Annotated in this window: 23 protein-coding genes and 1 riboswitch; of the genes, 5 read left to right on the plus strand and 18 right to left on the minus strand. The window is 43.5% G+C overall.

The features are described 5' to 3' along the window. Window positions 1–135: 135 nt before the first annotated feature. Both G5A70_RS13130 and araA read right to left on the minus strand, forming a co-directional pair. The gene (locus G5A70_RS13130) at window positions 136–1,221 is read right to left on the minus strand and encodes a PucR family transcriptional regulator (RefSeq protein WP_173750026.1); all 1,086 of its coding nucleotides are present in this window, start codon (window positions 1,219–1,221) and stop codon (window positions 136–138) included. Between the two features lie 161 nt (window positions 1,222–1,382). Next, a complete protein-coding gene (gene araA, locus G5A70_RS13135) occupies window positions 1,383–2,888 on the minus strand; it encodes an L-arabinose isomerase (protein ID WP_173750027.1) in 1,506 nt (501 codons plus the stop codon). A gap of 176 nt (window positions 2,889–3,064) precedes the next feature. Between araA and G5A70_RS13140 the strand changes: the two genes are divergently transcribed. Beyond that, entirely contained in the window at window positions 3,065–3,949 is an 885-nt protein-coding gene (locus G5A70_RS13140) for a helix-turn-helix transcriptional regulator (RefSeq protein WP_173750028.1), read from the plus strand. A gap of 71 nt (window positions 3,950–4,020) precedes the next feature. Here G5A70_RS13140 and G5A70_RS13145 read toward each other — a convergent pair whose 3' ends face one another. Then, the gene (locus G5A70_RS13145) at window positions 4,021–5,133 is read right to left on the minus strand and encodes an ABC transporter ATP-binding protein (protein ID WP_173750029.1); all 1,113 of its coding nucleotides are present in this window, start codon (window positions 5,131–5,133) and stop codon (window positions 4,021–4,023) included. Between the two features lie 297 nt (window positions 5,134–5,430). Here G5A70_RS13145 and G5A70_RS13150 point away from each other — a divergent pair, with 297 nt between their 5' ends. Then, entirely contained in the window at window positions 5,431–5,697 is a 267-nt protein-coding gene (locus G5A70_RS13150) for a hypothetical protein (protein WP_173750030.1), read from the plus strand. 87 nt (window positions 5,698–5,784) lie between these two features. Here the strand turns inward: G5A70_RS13150 and G5A70_RS13155 are convergent, their stop codons facing one another. The 3 genes from G5A70_RS13155 to G5A70_RS13165 all read right to left on the minus strand — a co-directional run bounded on the left by G5A70_RS13155 (window position 5,785) and on the right by G5A70_RS13165 (window position 8,670). Then, window positions 5,785–6,594, minus strand: a complete 810-nt coding sequence (locus G5A70_RS13155) for a DUF3135 domain-containing protein (protein WP_173750031.1) — start codon at window positions 6,592–6,594, stop codon at window positions 5,785–5,787. Window positions 6,595–6,620: 26 nt separating this feature from the next. Next, window positions 6,621–8,333 carry a glycosyl hydrolase family 18 protein gene (locus tag G5A70_RS13160; protein WP_173750032.1) on the minus strand — a complete coding sequence of 571 codons (1,713 nt, stop codon included), beginning with the start codon at window positions 8,331–8,333 and terminating at the stop codon, window positions 6,621–6,623. A 127-nt stretch (window positions 8,334–8,460) separates the two neighbouring features. Continuing rightward, window positions 8,461–8,670: a hypothetical protein gene (locus G5A70_RS13165; protein ID WP_173750033.1), complete on the minus strand. Its 210-nt coding sequence runs from the start codon at window positions 8,668–8,670 to the stop codon at window positions 8,461–8,463. A 397-nt stretch (window positions 8,671–9,067) separates the two neighbouring features. Here G5A70_RS13165 and G5A70_RS13170 point away from each other — a divergent pair, with 397 nt between their 5' ends. Next, the gene (locus G5A70_RS13170) at window positions 9,068–9,844 is read left to right on the plus strand and encodes an adaptor protein MecA (RefSeq protein WP_173750034.1); all 777 of its coding nucleotides are present in this window, start codon (window positions 9,068–9,070) and stop codon (window positions 9,842–9,844) included. 55 nt (window positions 9,845–9,899) lie between these two features. On the opposite strand, the gene G5A70_RS13175 is transcribed toward G5A70_RS13170, so the two are convergent. Next, entirely contained in the window at window positions 9,900–10,100 is a 201-nt protein-coding gene (locus G5A70_RS13175) for a DUF1858 domain-containing protein (protein ID WP_173750035.1), read from the minus strand. Between the two features lie 219 nt (window positions 10,101–10,319). Here G5A70_RS13175 and G5A70_RS13180 point away from each other — a divergent pair, with 219 nt between their 5' ends. Beyond that, window positions 10,320–10,490 carry a DUF362 domain-containing protein gene (locus G5A70_RS13180; RefSeq protein WP_009247091.1) on the plus strand — a complete coding sequence of 57 codons (171 nt, stop codon included), beginning with the start codon at window positions 10,320–10,322 and terminating at the stop codon, window positions 10,488–10,490. A gap of 90 nt (window positions 10,491–10,580) precedes the next feature. Here G5A70_RS13180 and G5A70_RS13185 read toward each other — a convergent pair whose 3' ends face one another. Then, on the minus strand, window positions 10,581–11,045 hold the full coding sequence (locus G5A70_RS13185) for a MerR family transcriptional regulator (protein ID WP_173750036.1): 465 nt from the start codon (window positions 11,043–11,045) through the stop codon (window positions 10,581–10,583). Between the two features lie 114 nt (window positions 11,046–11,159). Next, window positions 11,160–11,261: riboswitch (TPP riboswitch) on the plus strand. A 109-nt stretch (window positions 11,262–11,370) separates the two neighbouring features. On the opposite strand from G5A70_RS13185, the gene thiC reads away from it, so the two are divergent. Continuing rightward, the gene (thiC, locus tag G5A70_RS13190; RefSeq protein WP_173750037.1) at window positions 11,371–12,678 is read left to right on the plus strand and encodes a phosphomethylpyrimidine synthase ThiC; all 1,308 of its coding nucleotides are present in this window, start codon (window positions 11,371–11,373) and stop codon (window positions 12,676–12,678) included. A gap of 43 nt (window positions 12,679–12,721) precedes the next feature. Here the strand turns inward: thiC and dnaB are convergent, their stop codons facing one another. From dnaB to G5A70_RS13240, 10 genes are all read right to left on the minus strand, one after another. After that, window positions 12,722–14,050 carry a replicative DNA helicase gene (gene dnaB / locus G5A70_RS13195; RefSeq protein ID WP_173750038.1) on the minus strand — a complete coding sequence of 443 codons (1,329 nt, stop codon included), beginning with the start codon at window positions 14,048–14,050 and terminating at the stop codon, window positions 12,722–12,724. 19 nt (window positions 14,051–14,069) lie between these two features. Beyond that, window positions 14,070–14,516 (minus strand): 50S ribosomal protein L9, encoded by a 447-nt coding sequence (gene rplI / locus G5A70_RS13200; RefSeq protein ID WP_173750039.1) that lies wholly within the window; start codon window positions 14,514–14,516, stop codon window positions 14,070–14,072. Continuing rightward, window positions 14,513–16,558, minus strand: coding sequence for a DHH family phosphoesterase (locus G5A70_RS13205; protein WP_173750040.1), 2,046 nt, complete (start codon window positions 16,556–16,558; stop codon window positions 14,513–14,515). The genes rplI and G5A70_RS13205 overlap by 4 nt, the downstream gene beginning before the upstream one ends. A 128-nt stretch (window positions 16,559–16,686) precedes the next feature. Beyond that, window positions 16,687–16,950 (minus strand): 30S ribosomal protein S18, encoded by a 264-nt coding sequence (gene rpsR, locus G5A70_RS13210; RefSeq protein ID WP_022268174.1) that lies wholly within the window; start codon window positions 16,948–16,950, stop codon window positions 16,687–16,689. Window positions 16,951–16,984: 34 nt separating this feature from the next. Continuing rightward, window positions 16,985–17,437: a single-stranded DNA-binding protein gene (locus tag G5A70_RS13215; protein ID WP_173750041.1), complete on the minus strand. Its 453-nt coding sequence runs from the start codon at window positions 17,435–17,437 to the stop codon at window positions 16,985–16,987. A gap of 68 nt (window positions 17,438–17,505) precedes the next feature. Further along, entirely contained in the window at window positions 17,506–17,793 is a 288-nt protein-coding gene (rpsF, locus tag G5A70_RS13220) for a 30S ribosomal protein S6 (RefSeq protein ID WP_173750042.1), read from the minus strand. A gap of 101 nt (window positions 17,794–17,894) precedes the next feature. Beyond that, complete coding sequence (locus G5A70_RS13225; RefSeq protein WP_173750043.1) at window positions 17,895–18,092, minus strand: DUF951 domain-containing protein; 198 nt, start codon at window positions 18,090–18,092, stop codon at window positions 17,895–17,897. 28 nt (window positions 18,093–18,120) lie between these two features. Continuing rightward, the gene (locus G5A70_RS13230) at window positions 18,121–18,855 is read right to left on the minus strand and encodes an NAD-dependent protein deacylase (RefSeq protein ID WP_173750044.1); all 735 of its coding nucleotides are present in this window, start codon (window positions 18,853–18,855) and stop codon (window positions 18,121–18,123) included. A gap of 25 nt (window positions 18,856–18,880) precedes the next feature. Further along, complete coding sequence (gene srtB / locus G5A70_RS13235) at window positions 18,881–19,684, minus strand: class B sortase (protein ID WP_173750045.1); 804 nt, start codon at window positions 19,682–19,684, stop codon at window positions 18,881–18,883. A 2-nt stretch (window positions 19,685–19,686) separates the two neighbouring features. Next, window positions 19,687–20,859: a hypothetical protein gene (locus tag G5A70_RS13240; protein WP_173750046.1), complete on the minus strand. Its 1,173-nt coding sequence runs from the start codon at window positions 20,857–20,859 to the stop codon at window positions 19,687–19,689. Between the last annotated feature and the right edge of the window lie 37 nt (window positions 20,860–20,896).

Here is a 20,896-nt window from a genome sequence, read left to right on the forward strand (position 1 = left end):
TAAAGATTTCTCCCACCACCCGCATAGCAGGTGGTTTATTTCATTGCTGACACAATAAGAAACTGCTGCAGAAAACCGGTTTTGAACACTTTCTGTTCCCTGTTTTCTGCAGCAGTTTTATGTTATACTTATCAATTAATCCTGATTTTTCATGAAATCCATGTAGCTGGATACCATCAGCGCAATCTTAAAGGTCAGCGCGTCATCAAAAACGCGGATATCCAGTCCTGTACTCTTCTGAATTTTTTCCAGTCTGTACACCAGTGTATTTCTGTGCAGAAACAGCTGTCTGGAAGTCTCAGAAATATTCAGGTTGTTGTCAAAGAATTTGTTAATGGTATTGAGCGTCTCATCATCCAGAGATTCCGGAAGTTTGCCCCCAAATACTTCTTTCATGAACATTTCACAAAGAGGCATAGGAAGCTGATAAATCAAACGTCCGATTCCCAGATTGTTATAGCCTACAATATTTTTCTCCACATAGAAGATTTTTCCTACGTCCAGAGCCATCTTCGCTTCTTTATAGGAGCGTGATACATCCTTGATTTCGTGAATAATGTTACCATAAGAAACACGAACCTGAGACATGGCCTCTGCATTTAACATATCCACAATCATACTTGCAATATTTTCGATTTCTTCGTATCCGTCGCTCTCTTCCAAAGTGCGGACAATGATAATGTTCTTCTCATCAATAGCAGTAATAAAGTCATTGTTTCTGGCAATGAACAGATTTTTCAAAATTTCCATGGAATCCTGGTCCTTTTCATTTCTGGTTTCCACCAGCAGGACTACTCTCTTAGATTCCACAGGAATGTGCAGTTTTTTTGCTCTGTTGTAAACATCTACCAAAAGCAGGTTGTCCAGAATCAGGTTCTGAATAAAGTTGGATTTGTCAAAACGCTCTTTGTAAGCCACAATCAGGTTCTGAATCTCCGCTACTGCCACACGGCCAATCATGTAGGCATCTTCATTGCCTCCTTTGGCAACCAGTATATATTCTACTGTCTGATTATCATAAATCTTAAAGAAATGGCAGCCCTTCATCACCTGGCTGTCTGCCATAGATTCTGCAAAAGCTCTCACATCACCGAAATCTTCTTCCTCTGTAGCAAACGTGGTAGAGTTGACTTTCCCATCTATATCCATGACACACAAATCAATTCTTGTAATCATTCTCAGTTCATCTAATGTTTTTTGTATTACCTGGCTTGAAATCATAATTCCTCTCTCCTTTGGGTCCGTCCCGGGATTTTCTAAAATAATAATACATTATTTTTTTTTAATTGGCAAGCCGTATATGGCAAAAGTCCCCCGGGTAAACGGTCAGATACCGCTTCCCCGGAGGACTCTTATCTTGATTCTTCAGGTATATTGGAATTTTAAAGGTTTAGTCTATAGGCTGCCTCATTCCAGCGAAGTTCATTTTTCAGATTGCAAATGGTGGTATCTTTGTCAATGTAAACCGCCTCAATGCCCATGGCTGCTGCCCAGTCTCCCATCTGCTCTGAGGTTAAATCGTAGGAGAATGCTGTGTGGTGCGCACCGCCTGCCAGAATCCACGCCTCAGCACCTGTCTGCAGACTTGGTTCCGGTGTCCAGAAAGCCGTAGCTACCGGAAGCTTCGGCATTGGCTGTTCCACCTTTTTGCAGTTTACCTCATTGATAATCAGACGGAATCTGTCTCCTAAATCAATAAGAGAAGTTGCAATACCCTTTCCTGTCTTGGATGTAAACACCAGTCTTGCCGGGTCTTCCCGGTCTCCCATGGACAGCGGCTGGCATTTGATGCTGATTGGCCCTTCTGCAATCGTCGGGCACACTTCCAGCATGTGAGCCTCCAGAATTCCTTCTTTTCCCGGAACCAGATTGTATGTGTAATCTTCCATAAAGGAAGTTCCTTTTGCGTCTTTTTTGCCCTGTGTCATAATTTTCATCAGACGAACCATGGCCGCTGTTTTCCAGTCACCTTCTCCGCCGAAGCCATAGCCTTTTTCCATAAGCCTCTGAATAGCCAGACCCGGAAGCTGCTGCAGACAGCCCAAATCACCGAAATGTGTCACAATAGCCTGATAGTTTTTCTCTTCCAGGAAACGTTCAAAACCAATTTCAATCTGTGCCTGTACAGCCACATGTCTTCGGAATTCATCCGCATCTCTGCCTTCCAGAAGAATGTCATATTTATCATAATATTCTTCCACCAGGGCATCGGTATCTCCCTTAGAAACCTGATTTACTGCGTCTGCAATCTCATTGACCGGATAAGCGTCTACTTCCCAGCCGAACTTAATCTGCGCTTCTACCTTATCACCTTCTGTAACCGCTACATTTCTCATGTTATCCGCAATTCTCATAACACGGATATGGCTGCTTTCAATCACCCCTACTGCGGTACGCATCCAGGAAGCTATTCTCTTTTGCACTTCTTTGTCGTCCCAGAAGCCTACAATCACCTTGCGCTCCATTCTCATGCGGCTAACAATGTGACCGTATTCTCTGTCTCCGTGAGCAGACTGGTTTTCGTTCATGAAATCCATATCAATGGAATCATATGGAATTTCTCTGTTAAACTGTGTGTGCAAATGCAGCAGCGGTTTTCTGTATTCCTGCAGTCCCAAAATCCAGGATTTTGCAGGCGAAAAGGTGTGCATCCAGGTAATCACACCTGCACAGGTCTCCTCTGCATTGGCCTCATTAAAGGTCTGACGAATCATAGCATTTGTCAAAAGAGTTGGTTTCCATACCACTTCATAGGGAAGTACCCCTGATTCATTTAATCTGTCTACCATAATTTTGGAGTGCTCTGCCACGTGCTCCAGACATTCCTGTCCATATAAATCCTGTGAACCTGTACAAAACCAGAACTGATAATTTTTCATTTCCAACATATTAATTTTCCTCCTATTATACTCTGCCATCCGGCAATTTTTCGTTCCTTTTTCTACGTTTCAGTATACTCTCCAGCGCAAAAAAAGAAAGAACTTTGTTGCCGCAATATGGACATTTATTATCTTTTTTGTTACAGTATAAGAAAAGTTTCAGTATACCAAAAGGAGGGCTGCATATGCTGGCTAATTTTGAAAAACGGGAAGGAAAAGAACGAGCCTGGACAGGACGCTATGAAAACCTGCACAATTTGCCTCACTGGCACCTGGAATTTGAACTGATTTATATTGAAAAAGGAAGCGTAACGGTTTCCCTCAACCATACTGCCTATGACCTTCACAGCAGAGAAGCGGCTCTCATTGAAAGCGGGGAAATCCACTATATTAAAGGGGAACCGGGAAGCATTACGTCCATTCTCATGTTTGACGGCTCTATCATTCAGGAGATTACCCGACGGGCACAACTCGCCTCTCCTCTTCTGGACTCCTGGATGGCTGCCTTGATTCCGGGGCTCTGTCAGACTGTAAAAAATGAATTAAAGGAAAAACAGCCCTTTTATGAACTGAAAATCACCAGCCTTATCCGCAGTCTTTTAGTGGACATTTACCGCTGTGAAGCGCTGTCGACACATAATCTTGTGGAACCAAAAGCAAACCGCTTCCATACTTCCATGGAAAATTATAAAAACCTGCTCAGTGAAATTGAAGAAAAATACAGCTATCTCACCTTTGCGGACGCCAGCAGCTTTATGGGACTGTCTCAACCTTATTTTTCTAAATTTTTTAAAAACATTTCCGGAATGACTTTTTCCAGATATCTGAATATCATACGGCTTGAAAAAGCTATTGACATGCTTCGGCACAACACAAAACACCTGTCCATTACGGAAATCGCTACTCTGTGCGGGTTTGATACCATACGACACTTTAACAGAACTTTCAAAGAAATGACCGGATTTTCTCCTCGTGAACTTCCTGAAGATTATGTGCTGACTTCACGCTCTATCAAGAGTATGAAAGGAAACTTTAATCCCACGCTTTCCGGGTCACGGCTGTTGGACTAAAATAAATATCACCGATTTTCAAAAATCCCGCCTGGAAACTCCAGACGGGATTCTATTCTCATTCACATTTTTTAGTTTGTAATAACCTGCTCTGTTTCTTTGTCAAATACATGAACTTTTTCCATGTCTAATGCAAATTTAACAGTATCGCCTGTTCTTGCTGTTGTACGAGGATTTACCCTTGCTGTCATAGAGAATCCTTCTGTATCAAAGTACAGATAAACTTCAGCACCAAGTAATTCGTAAACAGTAATTTTTCCTTCGATTGTGCTGTTCGGGAATGCCTGGATACGAGCTTCATCGTCATATACATGCTCTGGACGAATACCCATAACAACAGTTTTTCCATCATATCCGCCTTCGATAAGGGCTTTTTTCTTGGAAGCAGGTACCTGAAGTGTAGTGCTGCCAATCTGTAATTCAACATCGTTTCCTTTTACATGTACAACTGCATCTAAGAAGTTCATCTGAGGAGAACCGATGAATCCAGCAACGAATAAGTTACATGGAGCATTGTATAATGTCTGCGGTGTATCTACCTGCTGTACAACACCGTCTTTCATAACAACGATTCTTGTACCCAGTGTCATAGCCTCTGTCTGGTCATGTGTAACGTAGATGATGGTAGCACCTAATCTTTCATGTAATTTGGAAATCTCAGTACGCATCTGAACACGAAGTTTTGCATCCAGGTTTGACAGAGGTTCGTCCATTAAGAATACTTTAGGCTCACGCACGATAGCACGTCCCATAGCAACACGCTGTCTCTGACCACCGGAAAGAGCTTTCGGTTTACGGTCTAATAATTTTTCCAGGTCAAGAATCTTAGCTGCTTCTTTTACCATTTTGTCAATCTGGTCTTTTGGAACTTTTCTCAGTTTCAGACCAAATGCCATGTTGTCATAAACTGTCATATGTGGATACAGAGCATAGTTCTGGAATACCATTGCAATATCTCTGTCTTTTGGTTCTACATCGTTTACTACTTTGTCGCCAATCTTTAATGTACCGCCTGTGATTTCTTCCAGACCTGCAATCATACGAAGTGTTGTAGATTTACCACAACCTGAAGGTCCTACGAAGATGATGAATTCTTTATCTGCAATTTCAAGATTGAAATCTTTTACTGCTTCAAAGCCATTTGGGTAAGTCTTGTTAATATGCTGTAATGATAAACTTGCCATTTTAATTATCCTCCTAAACATATGCGATTGCTCTCGTTTGAACTGTGTTTAGTATACCTCTATCCCTGCTTTTTTTCCATAGGTCAAATGCCCAAATATTACTTTAAGTCTTTGTAAGCATGGACAATCCCCTAACCAATCCCGTCATTTTGACTGATTTTCAGAAATTCCATATACAATCTATACAACCTGTCCATAAAAGATTTGAAAACAGGCTTTACAGCCCTTCTCATCTTCCTTATAATAAATATCACAATGCGAAATAGAAGCGATTACAATACAGAAAGGACGTTTTTCATGTTCCGATTAATGGGAAATATTTATAAAGACACACGCATTCAGAAAAGCACGGTGATCTGTGATGATACCAAAAACAGCCGGACAAAAAAGGTATTTCACTGTCTGGACTGCATCTGCCATGAGTTTGATCTTCCATCCCCCATATGGCTGGATGCCAACATCAAAGACTTTCAGAAATTTTCAAAAGTACGGTTTTCGCAGGATAATTTTATTGAAATCCTGGACTTTGACTATCTGGAACTACAGATTATTGAAGAAGACTGACAGACAACAAAAGGCTGCAGCCTGCTCCATTTTTTATTAAAAAGAGCATCCTGCAGCCTTTCTGCTATTCTCGCTTTTATCCACCTTTTATTCTTTGAGAAGACCATCCAGTTCTTCTTCCAGCATGGCCTCATCCTCTTCGCTGAGCAGTTTTGAAATCTGGAGCGCCAGCTTACTGTCTTCGTCTTCCTCGTCCTCTTCGTCAAACTCTTCCAGTTCCGCAATATCCTCCATGGCATCCATGATGTCCAGTTCCTGGGTATCTCCCAGATGCAGTTCGTCGTCCACTTCTGCTTCCGGATGTTCTTCCTCCGGGATTTCGATTTTATGGATTTCCAGTTCCGTATCCTCCCCGATATCGCTCAGAGATGTAGGCATACTGCTGATAATCTGATGTACCTCCTTATAAGAAGACATAAATCTTCTCTGAGCCTGATTAATCAGCTCTACGATACCGTTCATTTCTTCCTGTACAGCCACATATTTCTTCTTACCTTCCAGAAGTTTATCATCAATCTCTGACTGTACAGCTTCCACCCGGCGTTTGGCTTCTTCTTCTGCTTCCGCTATCATTTTTTCACACTTTTCCCGTGCTTCATTTTCCATGCCCTCCGCCTTTATCTGGGCTTCAAATACCAGCTTTCCGATACTTTCGTAATTGTCAATATACTTCTGGTATTTTTCCTTGATATCTTCCTCCATGCGGGCCTGATAAGCTTCTTTTAATTCAATTCGTTTCTGAAGCTCTGCAATCTTTGTATCCCGGTCTGCAATCTGCTTCTTATAGTTGACCTGAATCTCTGCCATTTCGTCTTTCAGCTTCTGAATCAGTTCCTGCACTTCTTCCTTGTCATATCCGCCCATAAGGGTTGTCTTAAACATTTCGTATTCTGCCATGATACTCCACCTCGTATTTTCTTTTCTTACTGTAAATATTTACTGATGATTTCCCAGACATCTGCCCGTTCAAATCCCAGTTTCCATGCAGCTACACCAGCCAGCTCATACTGCTGAACCAGCTTCATTTTCTCCTCCAGGGATTTTTCATCTTCCAGCCAGATTTTCTGTGTTCCCTCAGCTGTAACAAGTTCTCCGTAATTCTGGGAGACGTCTTTGTTCCAGTAGACCTCCATCCCCTTTTCCTGGACATACTTGTCCGCCTGGTCCATGCCAAAGACCTCACTGGATACCATACCGTTGTTATTCTCTGTCCATAATCTGGTATAGAATGGTACAGCGTTAATCACCTTTTCCCTGGGAACTTCTTTGAGCGTCTGCACAATTCCTTCCTCCACAAACGGCAGAGAAGCCACTGAGCCGGCACTTTCGGAACCTGTGGTATGCTCATCATATCCCATGATAATCACATAATCCGCCACAATTCCCTGTTCCTTTCGGTTATAGAAAGCCGTATACTGCGGCACCGGGTCATCAATAGACAAAACCAGATTGTTTGCCCTGCAGGTGACAGACAGCTCCCGGATAAACTGGATAAAATGCGGTGCCTCTTCCTCTGTCAGGGCTTCAAAATCCACATTAATGCCATCCATTCCCACTCTTTTTGCCTCACTTAGAAGCATTTCGATAATATGAGTCCGAGCGCTTCTCTTTGACAGAGTTTCCAGTGTGCTTACATTTTCATCAAAATTATCAATCAGTCCCCATACCTCCATGCCTTTTGCATGAGCCTTGTCCACATACTCAGCGCTGGCCAGGGAAGAAATGGTACCCTCGCCTCCCGTAACGGAAAACCAGGTGGGAGAAACGACATTCACCCCCTTTACCTCCTCCATCGTCTGGTCAAATGCAGAATTGGCTGCCTCGGATGTTACCTGATGCCAGGCCAGGTTAATCTTATAATCTCTGGTAAGACTGGTATAATTCTCTTCATAGCTGCCCTCATATACCAGTTCCGTTTCTTCTGCTGCTTTTAAATCTTCTTTCTGCACATAGCCATCCAAACCGTCCGCAGTCATAACTCTGGACCAGTTTTCCATTTCCTCCAGAAGCTGCAGGGAATCACCCTCTTTCACTTCTGAAAGAATCGGACTTTTAATCCCCCCCTGATAACGCACCACGGTATCCTTTTTTGCTTCCACAGTCTGCATGCTCTGCCATTTATAAGAAATCACAGCCCTTGCCGGACTTTCATATACCTGACTTGTTATCTGCATGTATTTCTCCAGAAAGTTCAGAGCAATGTAATAACTGCCGTCAAATTCCTTTACAAGAACATAACCTTCCTCCTGCTCTGTCCCGGCGGTTGTACTGAACGTAGTTTCCGGCTGAATCTCCATCACCGCATCGGGTGTGGTATACAGCATTTTCTGTGTCTCTTCATCCCAGTAAAATCTTCCGTCCAGCGTATCCGTTACCACGCTGTAGGGGATATAGATTTTTCCGTCTGCCACCCGGCCTTTGCTGTCACTGACCGTATCCTGCAGAATCAAAGCAGCTTCCTCCTGACCTTCCAGCTTATAGTACTGTTCCAAATCCATTCTGGTATCTGACGGTGTATATTTCTTTACATAACTTGTAATAATACCTGCTGCACCAACAATTACGATAAGAAATAATGCTATAAACACGGGAGGAATCCCTCTCCTGCGTCTTCTTCTTTTCCTTCGTTTTGCCATTTTCCAGCTCCTTTTAAACTCTCTTTTTATGTGTATTATAGCATATTTTTTTCTTTCGTCATCTATTTCTTCCAGGATTTCATGTTTTTTTCAGATTTTTTTCTTTTTTATACACAATTATGGTGATTCAGCCCTTTACCAAATCAAAGGAAACGGCCTGAAGCTTTCCATCTTCATCTTGAATGTAATCCCGCATATAACCGCCTTCTTCTGCCATCTTATATGCTTTCTCAATACGTTTCGGTGTGGTAGACCTTCCGTTCAGATACAACGTCACCCCCATATCCTCATAAGTCTCCAGTTCCCGGTGCAGAATCTTCCTTTCGTTTTTATCCATACTTTCCTCCCGCAGAATGCAAATGTTTGTGATATATTATTATCCTGCTTCTTCTTTTTTTCCGCACAAAACGCCTCATTCAGTTACAAACAGATAAAGAAAGACTCCCCGTATGTTCTGGTATAAGTGGAAATTTGCAGTGATACAGAATGTATCCGCCTGCTGCAGCAGAATGCTGCATTTCTTGAATCATAAAATCTGCCGAACATGAAAAGACTACCTGAGTTTCACTCCTTCCTGTAAAATTTACAGGGCAGTCTTCTCTATCTGTTCCCTATTATAGCATCTGTACGGTAAATTAGCAAGTATTTCTTCTTTACAATCCGACGGTGCATAGTATATAATATAAAAGGAAAAATAGCATCTTTAGATAAATAACCAGACAGGATGTGATGTTATGAAAATAGAAAAAATAAATGAAAATCAAATACGCTGCACACTTACCAGAGCTGATTTGGAAGAGCGGCATATTCGTTTAAGCGAACTGGCTTACGGAAGTGAAAATGCCAAAAGTCTCTTTCGCGATATGATGCAGCAGGCTAACCTGGAATTTGGCTTTGAAGCAGACAATACCCCTCTGATGATTGAGGCCATTCCCGTATCTGCAGACAGCATTATTTTAATTATTTCCAAGGTAGACGACCCAGAAGAACTGGATACACGTTTTTCCAAATTTACTCCTCTGGGCAATTCCGGAACATCGTCTGAGGAAGCCCCTCCGGTGGAAGTAGAAGGTGCAGACGATATTCTGGGTATTTTCCAGAAAATTTATGAGGCAAAATCCAGAGCCATGGAACGCAAAAAGAAAGAAAGAAATTCTGAAGAAACTACAAAAGAGACAAAAAAGACTGAGATTTCTGAGGAAACTCCGGTTTCCGTAAATTTAATGCGCGAGTACACATTCCGGAATCTGGATACTGTCATTGAAGCCGCTCACGGACTGAATAATTTTTTCCAAGGTTTCAGCGCTTTGTATAAAAACGAAAAGGACGGTACCTATTCACTGATACTGCGTCAGGAGAAAACCCTGCCGGAAGATTTCAACAAAGTATGCAACATACTTTCCGAATATGGATGCGGTACCTCTTTCTCCCCGGCCAAGCAGGCTTATCTGGAGGAGCACGGCGGTTGCATGATTCCGCAAAATGCACTGACACAGCTGACAAAACTCTAAGATGCAAGCAAAAAACCTCCGCAGCAGAATCTCTGCCCGGAGGTTTTTCACATTTTTATTTATTTTCCAGAAAATCGTTAATCTGAGCAACTAACATATTTCCGTCAATTCCGTGAACCATAGCTGCTTCTGCCAGTGATTCTCCCTGTGCGGAAGGACAGCCGATGCAGTGCATGCCTGCTCTCATAAGAATCGGCACAATATTTTCATCTAAACGAAGCAGTTCACCAATTGTCATATCTGGTGTTACTTTCATGGGTAATTCCTCCTTAAAATTTTCTATTATCTTATTATAATCTCTTTTCTCATTATATTCAACTGTTTTTCTCCATTTTACGCTTCCCTTTTTTCCCCTGTATGCACAAAAAAATCCTGCTATGTTTCTAAATTAAGACTTGTATTATAGAAATAAATATATTAGAATAACCCTAAGAACTGAATCGCAAGGTTCAGAATATATAAGGAGGGTACAATCATGGCATACGTTATTACAGATGAATGTGTAAGCTGCGGAACATGCGCTGGTGAATGTCCAGTGGAAGCTATTTCCGAAGGTGATGACAAATACGTTATCGACGCTGATACATGCGTTGACTGCGGAACATGCGCTGGTGTTTGTCCTACAGAAGCTATCGTAGAAGGCTAAGATTTACATAATACAGAAACATCTATGATGTTTTGTATCATGAAGCGTATACGAAGAGGCAGGAATTTTCGTGATTCCTGCCTCTTCGTTTTATTTTTTCTGAAAAAACCGTTTCTTTTTCTGCCCTTCCTTCTCCACAGCCGCTGCCGCTTCCCGCCTGTACTGCTGGCAGCTGCGGATTCGCTCATCCAGTCTTTTATACCTCTCTTCCCCGGAATTTTTTTCCTGAAGCCTGTCCGTTACAAGTTTACTGATAATTTCCATAAATTCCCTTGATACGGAAAGGGTCGCCGTTCTATGTTCAGGTTGTTTTTTCTCTGCCTGATTTTTATAAAAAAGGGTTGTCAGTTCTCCTATTTCTTTCAGTGCATACCCTTTTTTCTTTAGTTCTCTAATACTCAGAAAAACCTGAATATCCCATCGGGTGTAGTATCTGTGTCCCATTTCGTTTCTTCCAATCGGAAGGCACAGTTCTTCTTCCCAGTACCTGAGCACATGGGATTGAATTCCCAGAAAGTGAACTGCCTCCGAAACCGAATAAATGGCCTTCTGCATATACTGACCCCTTTCTTTGTTTCTCCTAATTATTATAACAAACCCCTGTTAAATTGCAAGAAAATACGTTCGACAAAAACTGTTGACAACTACTTAAAGCGGTGCTAAACTGATAAAAAATAACCAGGGAGCCCCATGGGCTGAGAGGAAGTTTGGCTTCGACCTGTATTACCTGATTTGGATTATGCCAACGTAGGGAGTTTACACATACTGATTTTATATGTCTGTGCATCCTTTCGGCACAGACTTTTTCTTTTTTGTGGAAAATGGCTGTGCCGCAGGTTCGGATTCTCTGGTTTAAAAAATAAAAGATTGGAGAAAACCTATGACTTACACTACACAAATGCATGCCGCAAGGCAGGGTATCATCACAAAGGAAATGGAACTTGTTGCCGAAAAGGAAGGTATCTCTCCCGAAGAACTGCGTCAGTACATGGCAGAGGGAAAAGCCGTCATTCCGGCCAACAAACTGCACAAATGTCTAAATCCCAACGGCGTGGGCTCTATGCTGAAAACGAAAATCAATGTGAATCTGGGAACTTCAAGGGACTGGAAAGACGTTGATATGGAATTGCAGAAGGTACAAAGCGCCGTGGAAATGGGTGCAGAATCCATTATGGATTTAAGTTCTTACGGGGATACCAGAAAGTTCCGCCGGAAGCTGACTCAGGAGTGCCCTGCCATTATTGGAACTGTACCGATTTATGACGCTGTGGTTTACTACCATAAACCATTAAAAGACATCACCACACAGGAATGGCTGGATATTGTAGAAATGCATGCCAAAGACGGCGTGGACTTTATGACTATTCATGTGGGTATCAATAAAAGCACTGCCTGCCGTTTCAAAGAAAACAAGCGGCTTACCAACATTGTTTCCAGAGGGGGCTCTATTATCTTTGCCTGGATGGAAATGACCGGACTGGAAAATCCGTTTTATGAACACTATGACTGGATTCTGGATATCTGTCAAAAATACGATGTGACTTTAAGCTTGGGAGATGCCTGCCGTCCCGGCTGTATCGCAGATGCCGGGGACATTTCCCAGATAGAAGAACTGGTGACACTGGGCGAGTTAACCCGACGGGCCTGGGAAAAGAATGTACAGGTCATTATCGAGGGGCCGGGGCACATGCCTTTAAATCAGATTGAAGCCAATATGAAAATCCAGCAGACCGTATGTCAGGGTGCACCTTTTTATGTACTGGGTCCTCTGGTGACAGACATTGCACCGGGATATGACCACATTACAGCTGCCATAGGCGGCGCTGTAGCAGCTTCCCACGGTGCATCTTTCCTGTGCTATGTCACTCCCGCAGAACATCTGCGTCTGCCGGACGAACAGGACGTAAAAGAAGGGATTATCGCTTCTAAAATAGCGGCCCATGCTGCGGACATTGCCAAAGGAATCCATGGGGCTTCTGACTGGGATTATGCCATGAGCACGGCTCGAAAAAGGCTGGACTGGGAAGAAATGTTCCGGCTCAGTATGGACCCGGAAAAAGCCAGACGCTACCGGGCAGAGGCCAAACCGGAAAAAGAAGATACCTGCAGTATGTGCGGAAACTTCTGCGCTGTAAAAAATATGAACCGGATTCTGGAAGGGGAAATTGTCAGCATCTATGACGAGTGATACCGGATATTCCAAGAGGCAGCCGCATGAAAGCGGCTGCCTCTTATTTTTTCATATTCACAAATTTCGTATAATTCGGCATCCAAACCAGATTTACGGTACCAATAGGACCATTTCTCTGTTTTGCAATGATGATTTCCGCAATGTTTTTGTTCTCGGAATCTTTATTATAATAATCATCACGATAAATAAACATAACCACGTCCGCATCCTGCTCAATGGCCCCTGACTCTCGCAAGTCTGAAAGCATGGGTCTGTGGTCGGGACGCTGCTCTACTGCACGGCTCAACTGGGAAAGAGCCACCACCGGTACATGCAGTTCTCTTGCCAGTGCCTTTAGAGAACGGGAAATCTCTGAAATTTCCTGCTGTCTGGACTCGCTTCTTCCGCTCCCCGTCATCAGCTGCAGGTAGTCGATAAAGATAATGCCCAGATTGTGTTCCATCTTATATTTTCTGCACTTGGAACGCAGTTCCGAGATAGAAATACCAGGTTTATCATCAATAATCAGGTTTGATTTTCCGATAATATTGGCGCCTTCAATCAGCTTCGCCCATTCCTCGTCTTCCAGATTACCGGTTCGAATATTCTGGGAATCCACCTTGGATTCCAGAGCCAGGAGACGGTTTACCAACTGCTCCTTTGACATTTCCAGACTGAATATAGCCGTTGTCACATCGCTGTGAAAGGCCATATACTGGGCAATATTCAATACAAAAGCCGTTTTTCCCATAGAAGGTCTGGCCGCCACCAGAATCAAATCCGAAGGCTGAAATCCCGACATCTTATAATCCAAATCGATAAAACCTGTGGGAATACCGGTAACGCTGCCCTGGGTTCTGGAAGCCTTCTCGATTTTTTCAATGGCGTTTAACACCACCTGGCGGATAGGCACAAACTCTTCACTTCCCCTATTCTGCACCAAGTCAAAGATTTTTTTCTCCGTCACTTCCAGAATGTCCTGAGTCTTCTCTTTGCCCAGATAGCAGGCATTGCTGATTTCCTCTGTGGTCTTAATCAGTTTCCGTAGCATGGATTTCTCTGCTACGATTTCGGCATAGTATTTTACATTGGCTGAGGTGGGAACTGCTGCCAGCAAATCCCGGACAAATTCCATGCTGGAAATTTCCGGCGGCAAATCCTTTTCTTTCAGTCTCTCCTGCAATGTTACAAGGTCAACTGCTTTTCCCTCGTCATGAAGCTCCACCATGGCCTCAAACACGATACCATACTGCTGCTGGTAAAAATCCGCCCCTGTAATCATCTCCGACGCCTCTACAATAGCGTCTCTGCTCATAATCATAGAGCCGATGACCGACTGTTCTGCCTCCATACTGTGGGGCAGGATTCTCTTAATCAGTGCTTCTTCCATTTCGGCGGGAACTCCCTTCTTACGCTTCTTTTACTACAACTTTCAAGTCTGCAGTCACCTGTGGATGCAGTTTTACCGGAACCAGTGTGGTGCCTAATTCCCGGATTGGATTTGCAAGCTGCATTTTCTTCTTGTCAATGTCATAACCAAGCTGCGCTTTGGCTGCTTCGGAAATTTCCTTTGTAGAAACAGAACCGAAGGTTCTGCCGTTTTCTCCCACCTTAATGCTTACCATCACCTGTTTGGTTTCCAGTTCTGTCTTAAACTGTTTTGCCGCTTCCAGATTTTCTTTTGCCACTTTGTCTTCGTGTGCTTTCTGAAGCTTCAAATCATTGATATTCTTCGGGGTTGCCTCTACGCCTAACTTTTTGGGAAACAGCATGTTTCTTGCGTATCCGTCGCTTACATTTACCATCTGTCCTTTTTTGCCCAAAGATTTTACGTCTTCAATCAGTATTACTTTCATACTTCTATGTCTCCTTCTTTCATCATCTGGTCAAGTGTTGCTTTTAACTGCCGGATTGCTTCTTCCACAGTTACACCCGGAAGCTGGGCACCTGCCATATTAATATGGCCGCCGCCACCCATTTTCTCCATAATCAGCTGCACATTGACTTCATCAATAGCCCTGGCACTGATAAAAATTTTGCCCTGATAATCCGTCAGCACGAAGGTTGCCTTAATGCTGTCCACATTCAGCAGTTCATTGGCCGCCTGGGAAGCCACTACGGTGGGACTATCAATACCCTCACTGGGGCATACGGCAATGGCAAAACAGGTTTTATACGTCTCTACATGGCGAATGGCTTCTGCCTTAGCCCTGTAAGATTTCACATCATCGCGGAACATTTTGCGCACTCTGGTTACATCAGCCCCGCATCTTCGCAGGAACGCTGCAGCCTCAAAGGTACGCACACCGGTCTTTGCCGTAAAGTTATTGGTGTCAATAATAATGCCTGAATACAACGCGTCTGCTTCAATATTGTAAATCCTGATATCATCAGAAAAATACTGCAGAATCTCTGCTACCATTTCACAGGCCGAAGACGCGTAAGGCTCAATATAGGACAGCACTGCATTCTGAATCACTTCGCTGCCCTGACGGTGGTGGTCAAGCACCACAATGGTCTTGGTCTTATGCAGAAGTTCTTCGCATTCTGTATAACTCGGCTTATTGGTATCTACCACCACAACGACTGTATTGTTATCCACAATTTCTTTTGCTTCATCGCTGTCTATAAACATATGCTCATCATAATCCGGATTTTTCAGGAAATTTTCCATAATCGGACGCACTGACATGGTGGGATGATTTACCACAATGTGAGCTTTTTTGTTCAGAGATTTTGCCGCCCTGTAGATACCGATACCTGCACCGATAGAGTCCACATCGGAAATCTTGTGTCCCATGACTACAACCTTATCCTTGCTGACCATAAATTCCCGGAGAGCATGGGCTTTCACCCGGGCTTTTACCCTGGTATTTTTACCCATTTGCTGGGATTTGCCGCCGTAATATGTCATCTGGTCCCTATCTTTGATAACCACCTGGTCACCGCCGCGGCCCAATGCCAAATCAATAGCGATACGGGAATATTCATAATTCTGGGCATAAGTAGGTGCATTGATACCGATTCCGATACTAATAGTAACGGCCATATCATTTCCGATATTAACCGTTTTCACCTCTTCCAGAATGTTAAAACGTTTTTGCTTTAACTCTTCCAGAGAACGCTGACGCATAACCAGAATGAATTTATCCTTCTCCAGCTTCTTAATGAGTCCATCCACATCGCTGAAATATTTGTTCAGCTTTCGCTCAATAAGCGCTACCAGAAGAGAACGTCTGACTTCCTCTACACTGTTCAGCGCTTCTTCATAATTATCCAGATACAAAAGCCCTGTTACCAGCTTTTCGTCTTCCTTCTGGCGAATGTACTGATTCAGTTCTGTCTCATCAAAGAAATAGCAGGCAATCAAATCACTGCCTTCCTCAATTTCCAGCAGACCAGACTCCTCCAGCAGCTTTTTCATGGAAATCCGGCGCATAACCGCCTTATAATCTCTTTTCTCAAACTGAAAAGCAATTTCTGCATCCTCTTCTTTCGGAAGTTTTTCCTGCGTGATTTCCGGAAACAGACTGCTGATAGCCTTACGGTATCTCCTGTTCTTCCCTGTCAGTTTTGCAAATTCTTCATTCAGCCATAAAATTTTTCCCTTATAATCCAAAAGGGCATAGGGTACAATAAATTCATTCAACAAAGTTTTCTGTACCTGCCCGTACTGAGTCGCAAAGGAAATCAACTCACTCATAATCGTAGCTCTGCTGTGGAAATACATGAAAACCGCAATGAGCATATAGACTGCAAGGAATCCTGTCACCAGTGCCCCGGCTTTTACATTCACGGTAAATACCAGTATATCCATGACCAGCAGCACTATGGTCAGAATGAAGGGCCACTGCATATAAAATTTCAGCTGGCCTTTAATTTTTAATTTTCCATTCATCTCTTCACCTGCCGATAAATCCCAAAAGAATTCCATCTTTTGATTAATAGGTAACAGTATTATATCATCTTTTAAGATTTTACACAAGAAAAAAGCGCACCGCCGAAGCAGTGCGCCTGTCATCTCAATTAGTCCTGAACATAAGGCATAATTGCCAGATGTCTTGCTCTCTTGATTTCTACTGTTAACGCTCTCTGATGTTTAGCACAGTTTCCTGTGATTCTTCTAGGAAGAATTTTACCTCTTTCAGATACGTATCTTTTCAGCTTGTTTGCATCCTTGTAGCTGATTTCGTTATTTTCCTGTCCGCAGAATACGCAAACTTTTTTTCTTCTGCGTCCGCCTCTTCTCTTCATTGGAGAATCCGGTCTATTACCTTTTTCGTAAGCCATGATTGTTTACCTCCTATCCATATTACTGCCAGCCTTAGCTAAATGGCAGTTCCTCGTCAATTCCATCGGGAATGTTCATAAATCCGTCTGCTGATGCAGCGCTTGGAGACGGTGCAGCCTGTGCAGGTGCTCCCATAGAAGCCTGTCCTACATGACCGTCGCTTACAGATTTGCTCTCAGCAAACTCCTGCTCTTCCACAACTACATCTGTGGTATAAACCTTGTTGCCGTCTCTGTTTGTGTAGCTGCCGGTCTGAATACGTCCAGTCACTACAATACGGATTCCCTGACGGAAATATCTCTCTGCAAATTCTGCCTGTCTTCCGAAAGCCACACAGCCGATAAAATCAGCGGTTGCCTCTCCGTCTCTCCTGAAACGGCGGTCAACAGCCAGTGTATATCTGGCAATCGCCATAGAATTTTCCCCTGCGGAATATCTTACCTCAGGGTCTCTTGTCAAACGACCCATTAAAATTACTTTATTCATCTTATCACCTCATAAATCTGGAAAGAAAAGGCTGTTTTTCAATGAGCCGATTCGTGCCGTCAAAAGAATTAAGCCTCTTTCTTAACAACTAAATATCTTAACACATTGTCCATAATGCGGATATGACGTTCTATTTCTGCAGGGCATGCTGCATCAGCTTCGAACTGGATGAAGTAGTAGTATCCTTCGCGCATTTTCTGGATTTCGTAAGCTAATCTTTTCTTGCCCCATTCTTCAACTTCTGTTACGTTTCCGTTGTAACGGGCAATGTAGCCTTTTGCTTTTTCCACTACTGCTGCACGAGCGTCATCTTCAATCTTTGCATTTACGACTAATGCTAATTCGTATTTGTTCATGCTTGTTGTACCTCCTTTTGGTCTTTTGGCTCCCTGATGAGCAGGGAACAAGGATAATAATATATCACAATTCCCGATTTTACCATAAGAGGACTGGGATTTCAAGCCTTTTTTTTCAATTCTCTGGTGTTTTTTTCCACCAGTCTGCGGGACAGCATGACCTGATGTTCGCAGCCCATGCATTTCAGACGGAAATCTGCTCCTACTCTCAGAATTTCCCACTCCTGACTGCCGCAGGGATGCTGCTTTTTCAGTTTTACAATGTCTCCCACTTCATAATCAAAATTTCTGTCTTTCAAGATTTTGTTTCTCCTTTGGTTTCACTTTCTATTCTGTCCTCTTCTCTTCCAGATACCTGCAAACTTCACCAATAGGGGCATTGATAACCAAATCCGCAATACGGTCTCTGGGGGTTCTGTCCTTATTGATAACCACCAGATAACGTCCCCGGAAATCATCTATCAGCGAAGCTGCCGGATACACAGACAGAGACGTGCCGCCGATAATCAGTACATCTGCTTCGGAAATAGCATGAACCGCTTCTGACAGCACCTTTTGGTCCAGTGCCTCTTCGTATAAAACCACATCCGGCTTAATCATGCCGCCGCAGGTTTCACATCTGGGCATGCCGCTGCTCTGCTTCACATATGAAAAATCATAAAAAGCGCCGCATTTCGTGCAGTGATTCCGGTAAACACTGCCGTGCAGTTCCAGAACTTTACGGCTTCCTGCCATCTGGTGCAGATTGTCGATATTCTGGGTAATCACAGCTTTCAATTTGCCTTCCTTCTCCAAATGTGCCAAATACTTGTGGGCCGCGTTTGGCTTTGCGGTATCACACAACATTTTAGCCCGATAAAAGCGGTAAAATTCTTCGGGATTCCTTTGAAAAAAAGTATGGCTTAAAATGGTTTCCGGCGGGTAATCCCACTGCTGGTGATACAGACCGTCTACACTTCTGAAGTCGGGAATCCCGCTTTCCGTGGACACGCCTGCCCCTCCGAAAAACACCAGATTCTCTGTATGTGCAATGATTTCTCTCAGTTTTTCTACTGTTTCCATATGCCTGCCTCCTTACCATTCCTGCCTAATACGTTCCCTCTCTCTTGGCCTGCACCACAAAGCGGGTAGCGTCATTTCCCGTACAGGTGGAAAGAGTAATCACCTTATCCTCAGCCGTCACCTCTGTCTGGAAATCCACCAGGGACTGGCTTTTCATCTTTTCCAGATAGGACGCAAACTGCTCATCCGGAGCGGAAAACAGGGTGTATACTTCTCCTGCCGCGTCTACCACATGGCTGCTGAAAATTTCGTATCTGTAATTTTTATCCGGTGTGCAAATCCATATGTAACGTCCCGGAACGGATTCCTGGTCTTTAAAATGTTTTCTTAAAAGTCCGAACATGGAACCGTTTTTCATATTATGTCCGTAAATAATGGTATTGCAGTCTTCAAAATTGCTATTATTGGTATAGTCAATGAAAATGGAACCGGCGGCATTATAATTCCCTTCAAAGGTATGTTTCAGATAATACTCATTGTCCGTCCCCTTCATAATAGGGTAACTGATAGAAGTGCCTTCTATCTGAATCCAGCCGATAACATCCGGGTTAATGGCTTTTAGGCTGTCAAAATCCACCTGGGGCGGCACAGGCTTCGCTTCCTCTGCTTCCGGCTCAGTCTGGGTTTCCTCCTGCTCTTGCTCCGGTTCCGGCTCTGTTACGGTAACATATTCCCGCACTCTATTATATTCATCTGTTCCTGCCTTGTATTCCAGGAAGATTTTTCCAAGCTGGAAAGCGGAAAACGCAAACACACCTATGGCAATCACTAAGATGAGATTGCGTATTATGTCCCCTGCTGTCCGTTTTTTCTTTTCTTTTTTGCTCATGTTTATTCCTGTCCCTCATATCCTGTAGTATTTTCGTAAATTCCCATATAATCTTCCCCCGAAATTTCCGGACTGGGAACCAGTCTTACACTGATATCTGTGGTAATCTTCGTTCCTTCAGGCAATATCATGCTTTTATAGGAGGAAAAATAATTGGGATTTTCCTGTGTAGGGTTTGTTTCCAGTAAAAGGACACTGTCCAGGAACAGTCCCTCTTTTTCTTCATCCAGCTTCATCTCTAAAAGTCCAAATTCCGCCCCTGTGCTTTCTATATCATATACACCGGCCGGAAAATCCTGTCCCACAACAACCTCCGTCCCTGTCTCAATTTCCACACTCTCTGTAAGAGGGTTCGCCATTTTTTCTGTCATAGCCTCTGTCTGGGCATTCTGTGTAGAAAAAGCCACCGGATTCATTCCCGTAACGCTGACAAGCGTACCGGCAAACAGCTTTTGTCCTTGGGCAGCGTCTGTATCATATTCCTCCGTTCCGAAAGAATACGAAGCATATACTGCATGATTTACATCACGAATTGCACAGGAACTGCCCTCTTCCCCTGTAATCACATACTCTCCTTCCGGAATGTCTGTGCCAACCACATACAGCCCTGCCGGGAGCGCCTGCTCCCAGGTATCTCCTATAGGCGAAATCTGGTCTTCTATATACTGGTAAGGGTCATACTCCTCCATAAAATCATCGTAGTTCTCCCCCTGTGTATCTGTTTCCAAATAGGAATCCGACTCATGGGATTGAGAAACTCCCACTATACACAGTATCACGATAAGAATAAACATTCCCAAAAAGAACACCATGAGACCACTTCTTCCCTTGTTCCCTCTCCGGGCTGCACTATTACTCCTTAGTGACGCATAAGGCCCGGCAGAAGCATACGGTCCGGCTGCTGTACGCGTTCCGGAAGGCGGGTAAACCTGCTGCTTTAACGGCTGTTTCTCTCCTGGAGAGGTTTCGGGCTGCTGCAAAACTTCTTGTCTTTCCTCCCTCTGCCCCTGTGCCTGAGGTTCCTTTGCCGCAGATTCCCGTGTCTGATATTGCCCTCGATTCAGAACACCGGTATACATATCATCACACTTACGGTTATCCATACCACATTCCATACAGATTCCGTTTCTTAACTTTCCGCCGCAGAGGCTGCATTCATTTTTTCGATTCCCCATAGGCCAACTCCTTCCCCATATAGAATTCAGTTTTTGT

This window comes from Blautia hansenii, assembly GCF_013304445.1.
Lineage (GTDB): Bacteria > Bacillota > Clostridia > Lachnospirales > Lachnospiraceae > Blautia.

What these genes read in the sequence shown, in the direction of transcription:
- G5A70_RS13230 (WP_173750044.1), bottom strand. Translation starts at nt 18,855, where the DNA reads ATGGAAACAGTAGAAAAACTGAGAGAAATCATTGCACATACAGAGAAT.
- G5A70_RS13160 (WP_173750032.1), bottom strand. Translation starts at nt 8,333, where the DNA reads ATGGCAAAACGAAGGAAAAGAAGAAGACGCAGGAGAGGGATTCCTCCC.
- G5A70_RS13150 (WP_173750030.1), top strand. Translation starts at nt 5,431, where the DNA reads ATGTTCCGATTAATGGGAAATATTTATAAAGACACACGCATTCAGAAA.
- G5A70_RS13130 (WP_173750026.1), bottom strand. Translation starts at nt 1,221, where the DNA reads ATGATTTCAAGCCAGGTAATACAAAAAACATTAGATGAACTGAGAATG.
- G5A70_RS13180 (WP_009247091.1), top strand. Translation starts at nt 10,320, where the DNA reads ATGGCATACGTTATTACAGATGAATGTGTAAGCTGCGGAACATGCGCT.
- araA (WP_173750027.1), bottom strand. Translation starts at nt 2,888, where the DNA reads ATGTTGGAAATGAAAAATTATCAGTTCTGGTTTTGTACAGGTTCACAG.
- G5A70_RS13215 (WP_173750041.1), bottom strand. Translation starts at nt 17,437, where the DNA reads ATGAATAAAGTAATTTTAATGGGTCGTTTGACAAGAGACCCTGAGGTA.
- rplI (WP_173750039.1), bottom strand. Translation starts at nt 14,516, where the DNA reads ATGAAAGTAATACTGATTGAAGACGTAAAATCTTTGGGCAAAAAAGGA.
- thiC (WP_173750037.1), top strand. Translation starts at nt 11,371, where the DNA reads ATGACTTACACTACACAAATGCATGCCGCAAGGCAGGGTATCATCACA.
- rpsF (WP_173750042.1), bottom strand. Translation starts at nt 17,793, where the DNA reads ATGAACAAATACGAATTAGCATTAGTCGTAAATGCAAAGATTGAAGAT.
- G5A70_RS13155 (WP_173750031.1), bottom strand. Translation starts at nt 6,594, where the DNA reads ATGGCAGAATACGAAATGTTTAAGACAACCCTTATGGGCGGATATGAC.
- G5A70_RS13170 (WP_173750034.1), top strand. Translation starts at nt 9,068, where the DNA reads ATGAAAATAGAAAAAATAAATGAAAATCAAATACGCTGCACACTTACC.
- G5A70_RS13165 (WP_173750033.1), bottom strand. Translation starts at nt 8,670, where the DNA reads ATGGATAAAAACGAAAGGAAGATTCTGCACCGGGAACTGGAGACTTAT.
- G5A70_RS13145 (WP_173750029.1), bottom strand. Translation starts at nt 5,133, where the DNA reads ATGGCAAGTTTATCATTACAGCATATTAACAAGACTTACCCAAATGGC.
- srtB (WP_173750045.1), bottom strand. Translation starts at nt 19,684, where the DNA reads ATGAGCAAAAAAGAAAAGAAAAAACGGACAGCAGGGGACATAATACGC.
- G5A70_RS13140 (WP_173750028.1), top strand. Translation starts at nt 3,065, where the DNA reads ATGCTGGCTAATTTTGAAAAACGGGAAGGAAAAGAACGAGCCTGGACA.
- dnaB (WP_173750038.1), bottom strand. Translation starts at nt 14,050, where the DNA reads ATGGAAGAAGCACTGATTAAGAGAATCCTGCCCCACAGTATGGAGGCA.
- G5A70_RS13185 (WP_173750036.1), bottom strand. Translation starts at nt 11,045, where the DNA reads ATGCAGAAGGCCATTTATTCGGTTTCGGAGGCAGTTCACTTTCTGGGA.
- rpsR (WP_022268174.1), bottom strand. Translation starts at nt 16,950, where the DNA reads ATGGCTTACGAAAAAGGTAATAGACCGGATTCTCCAATGAAGAGAAGA.
- G5A70_RS13240 (WP_173750046.1), bottom strand. Translation starts at nt 20,859, where the DNA reads ATGGGGAATCGAAAAAATGAATGCAGCCTCTGCGGCGGAAAGTTAAGA.
- G5A70_RS13205 (WP_173750040.1), bottom strand. Translation starts at nt 16,558, where the DNA reads ATGAATGGAAAATTAAAAATTAAAGGCCAGCTGAAATTTTATATGCAG.
- G5A70_RS13175 (WP_173750035.1), bottom strand. Translation starts at nt 10,100, where the DNA reads ATGAAAGTAACACCAGATATGACAATTGGTGAACTGCTTCGTTTAGAT.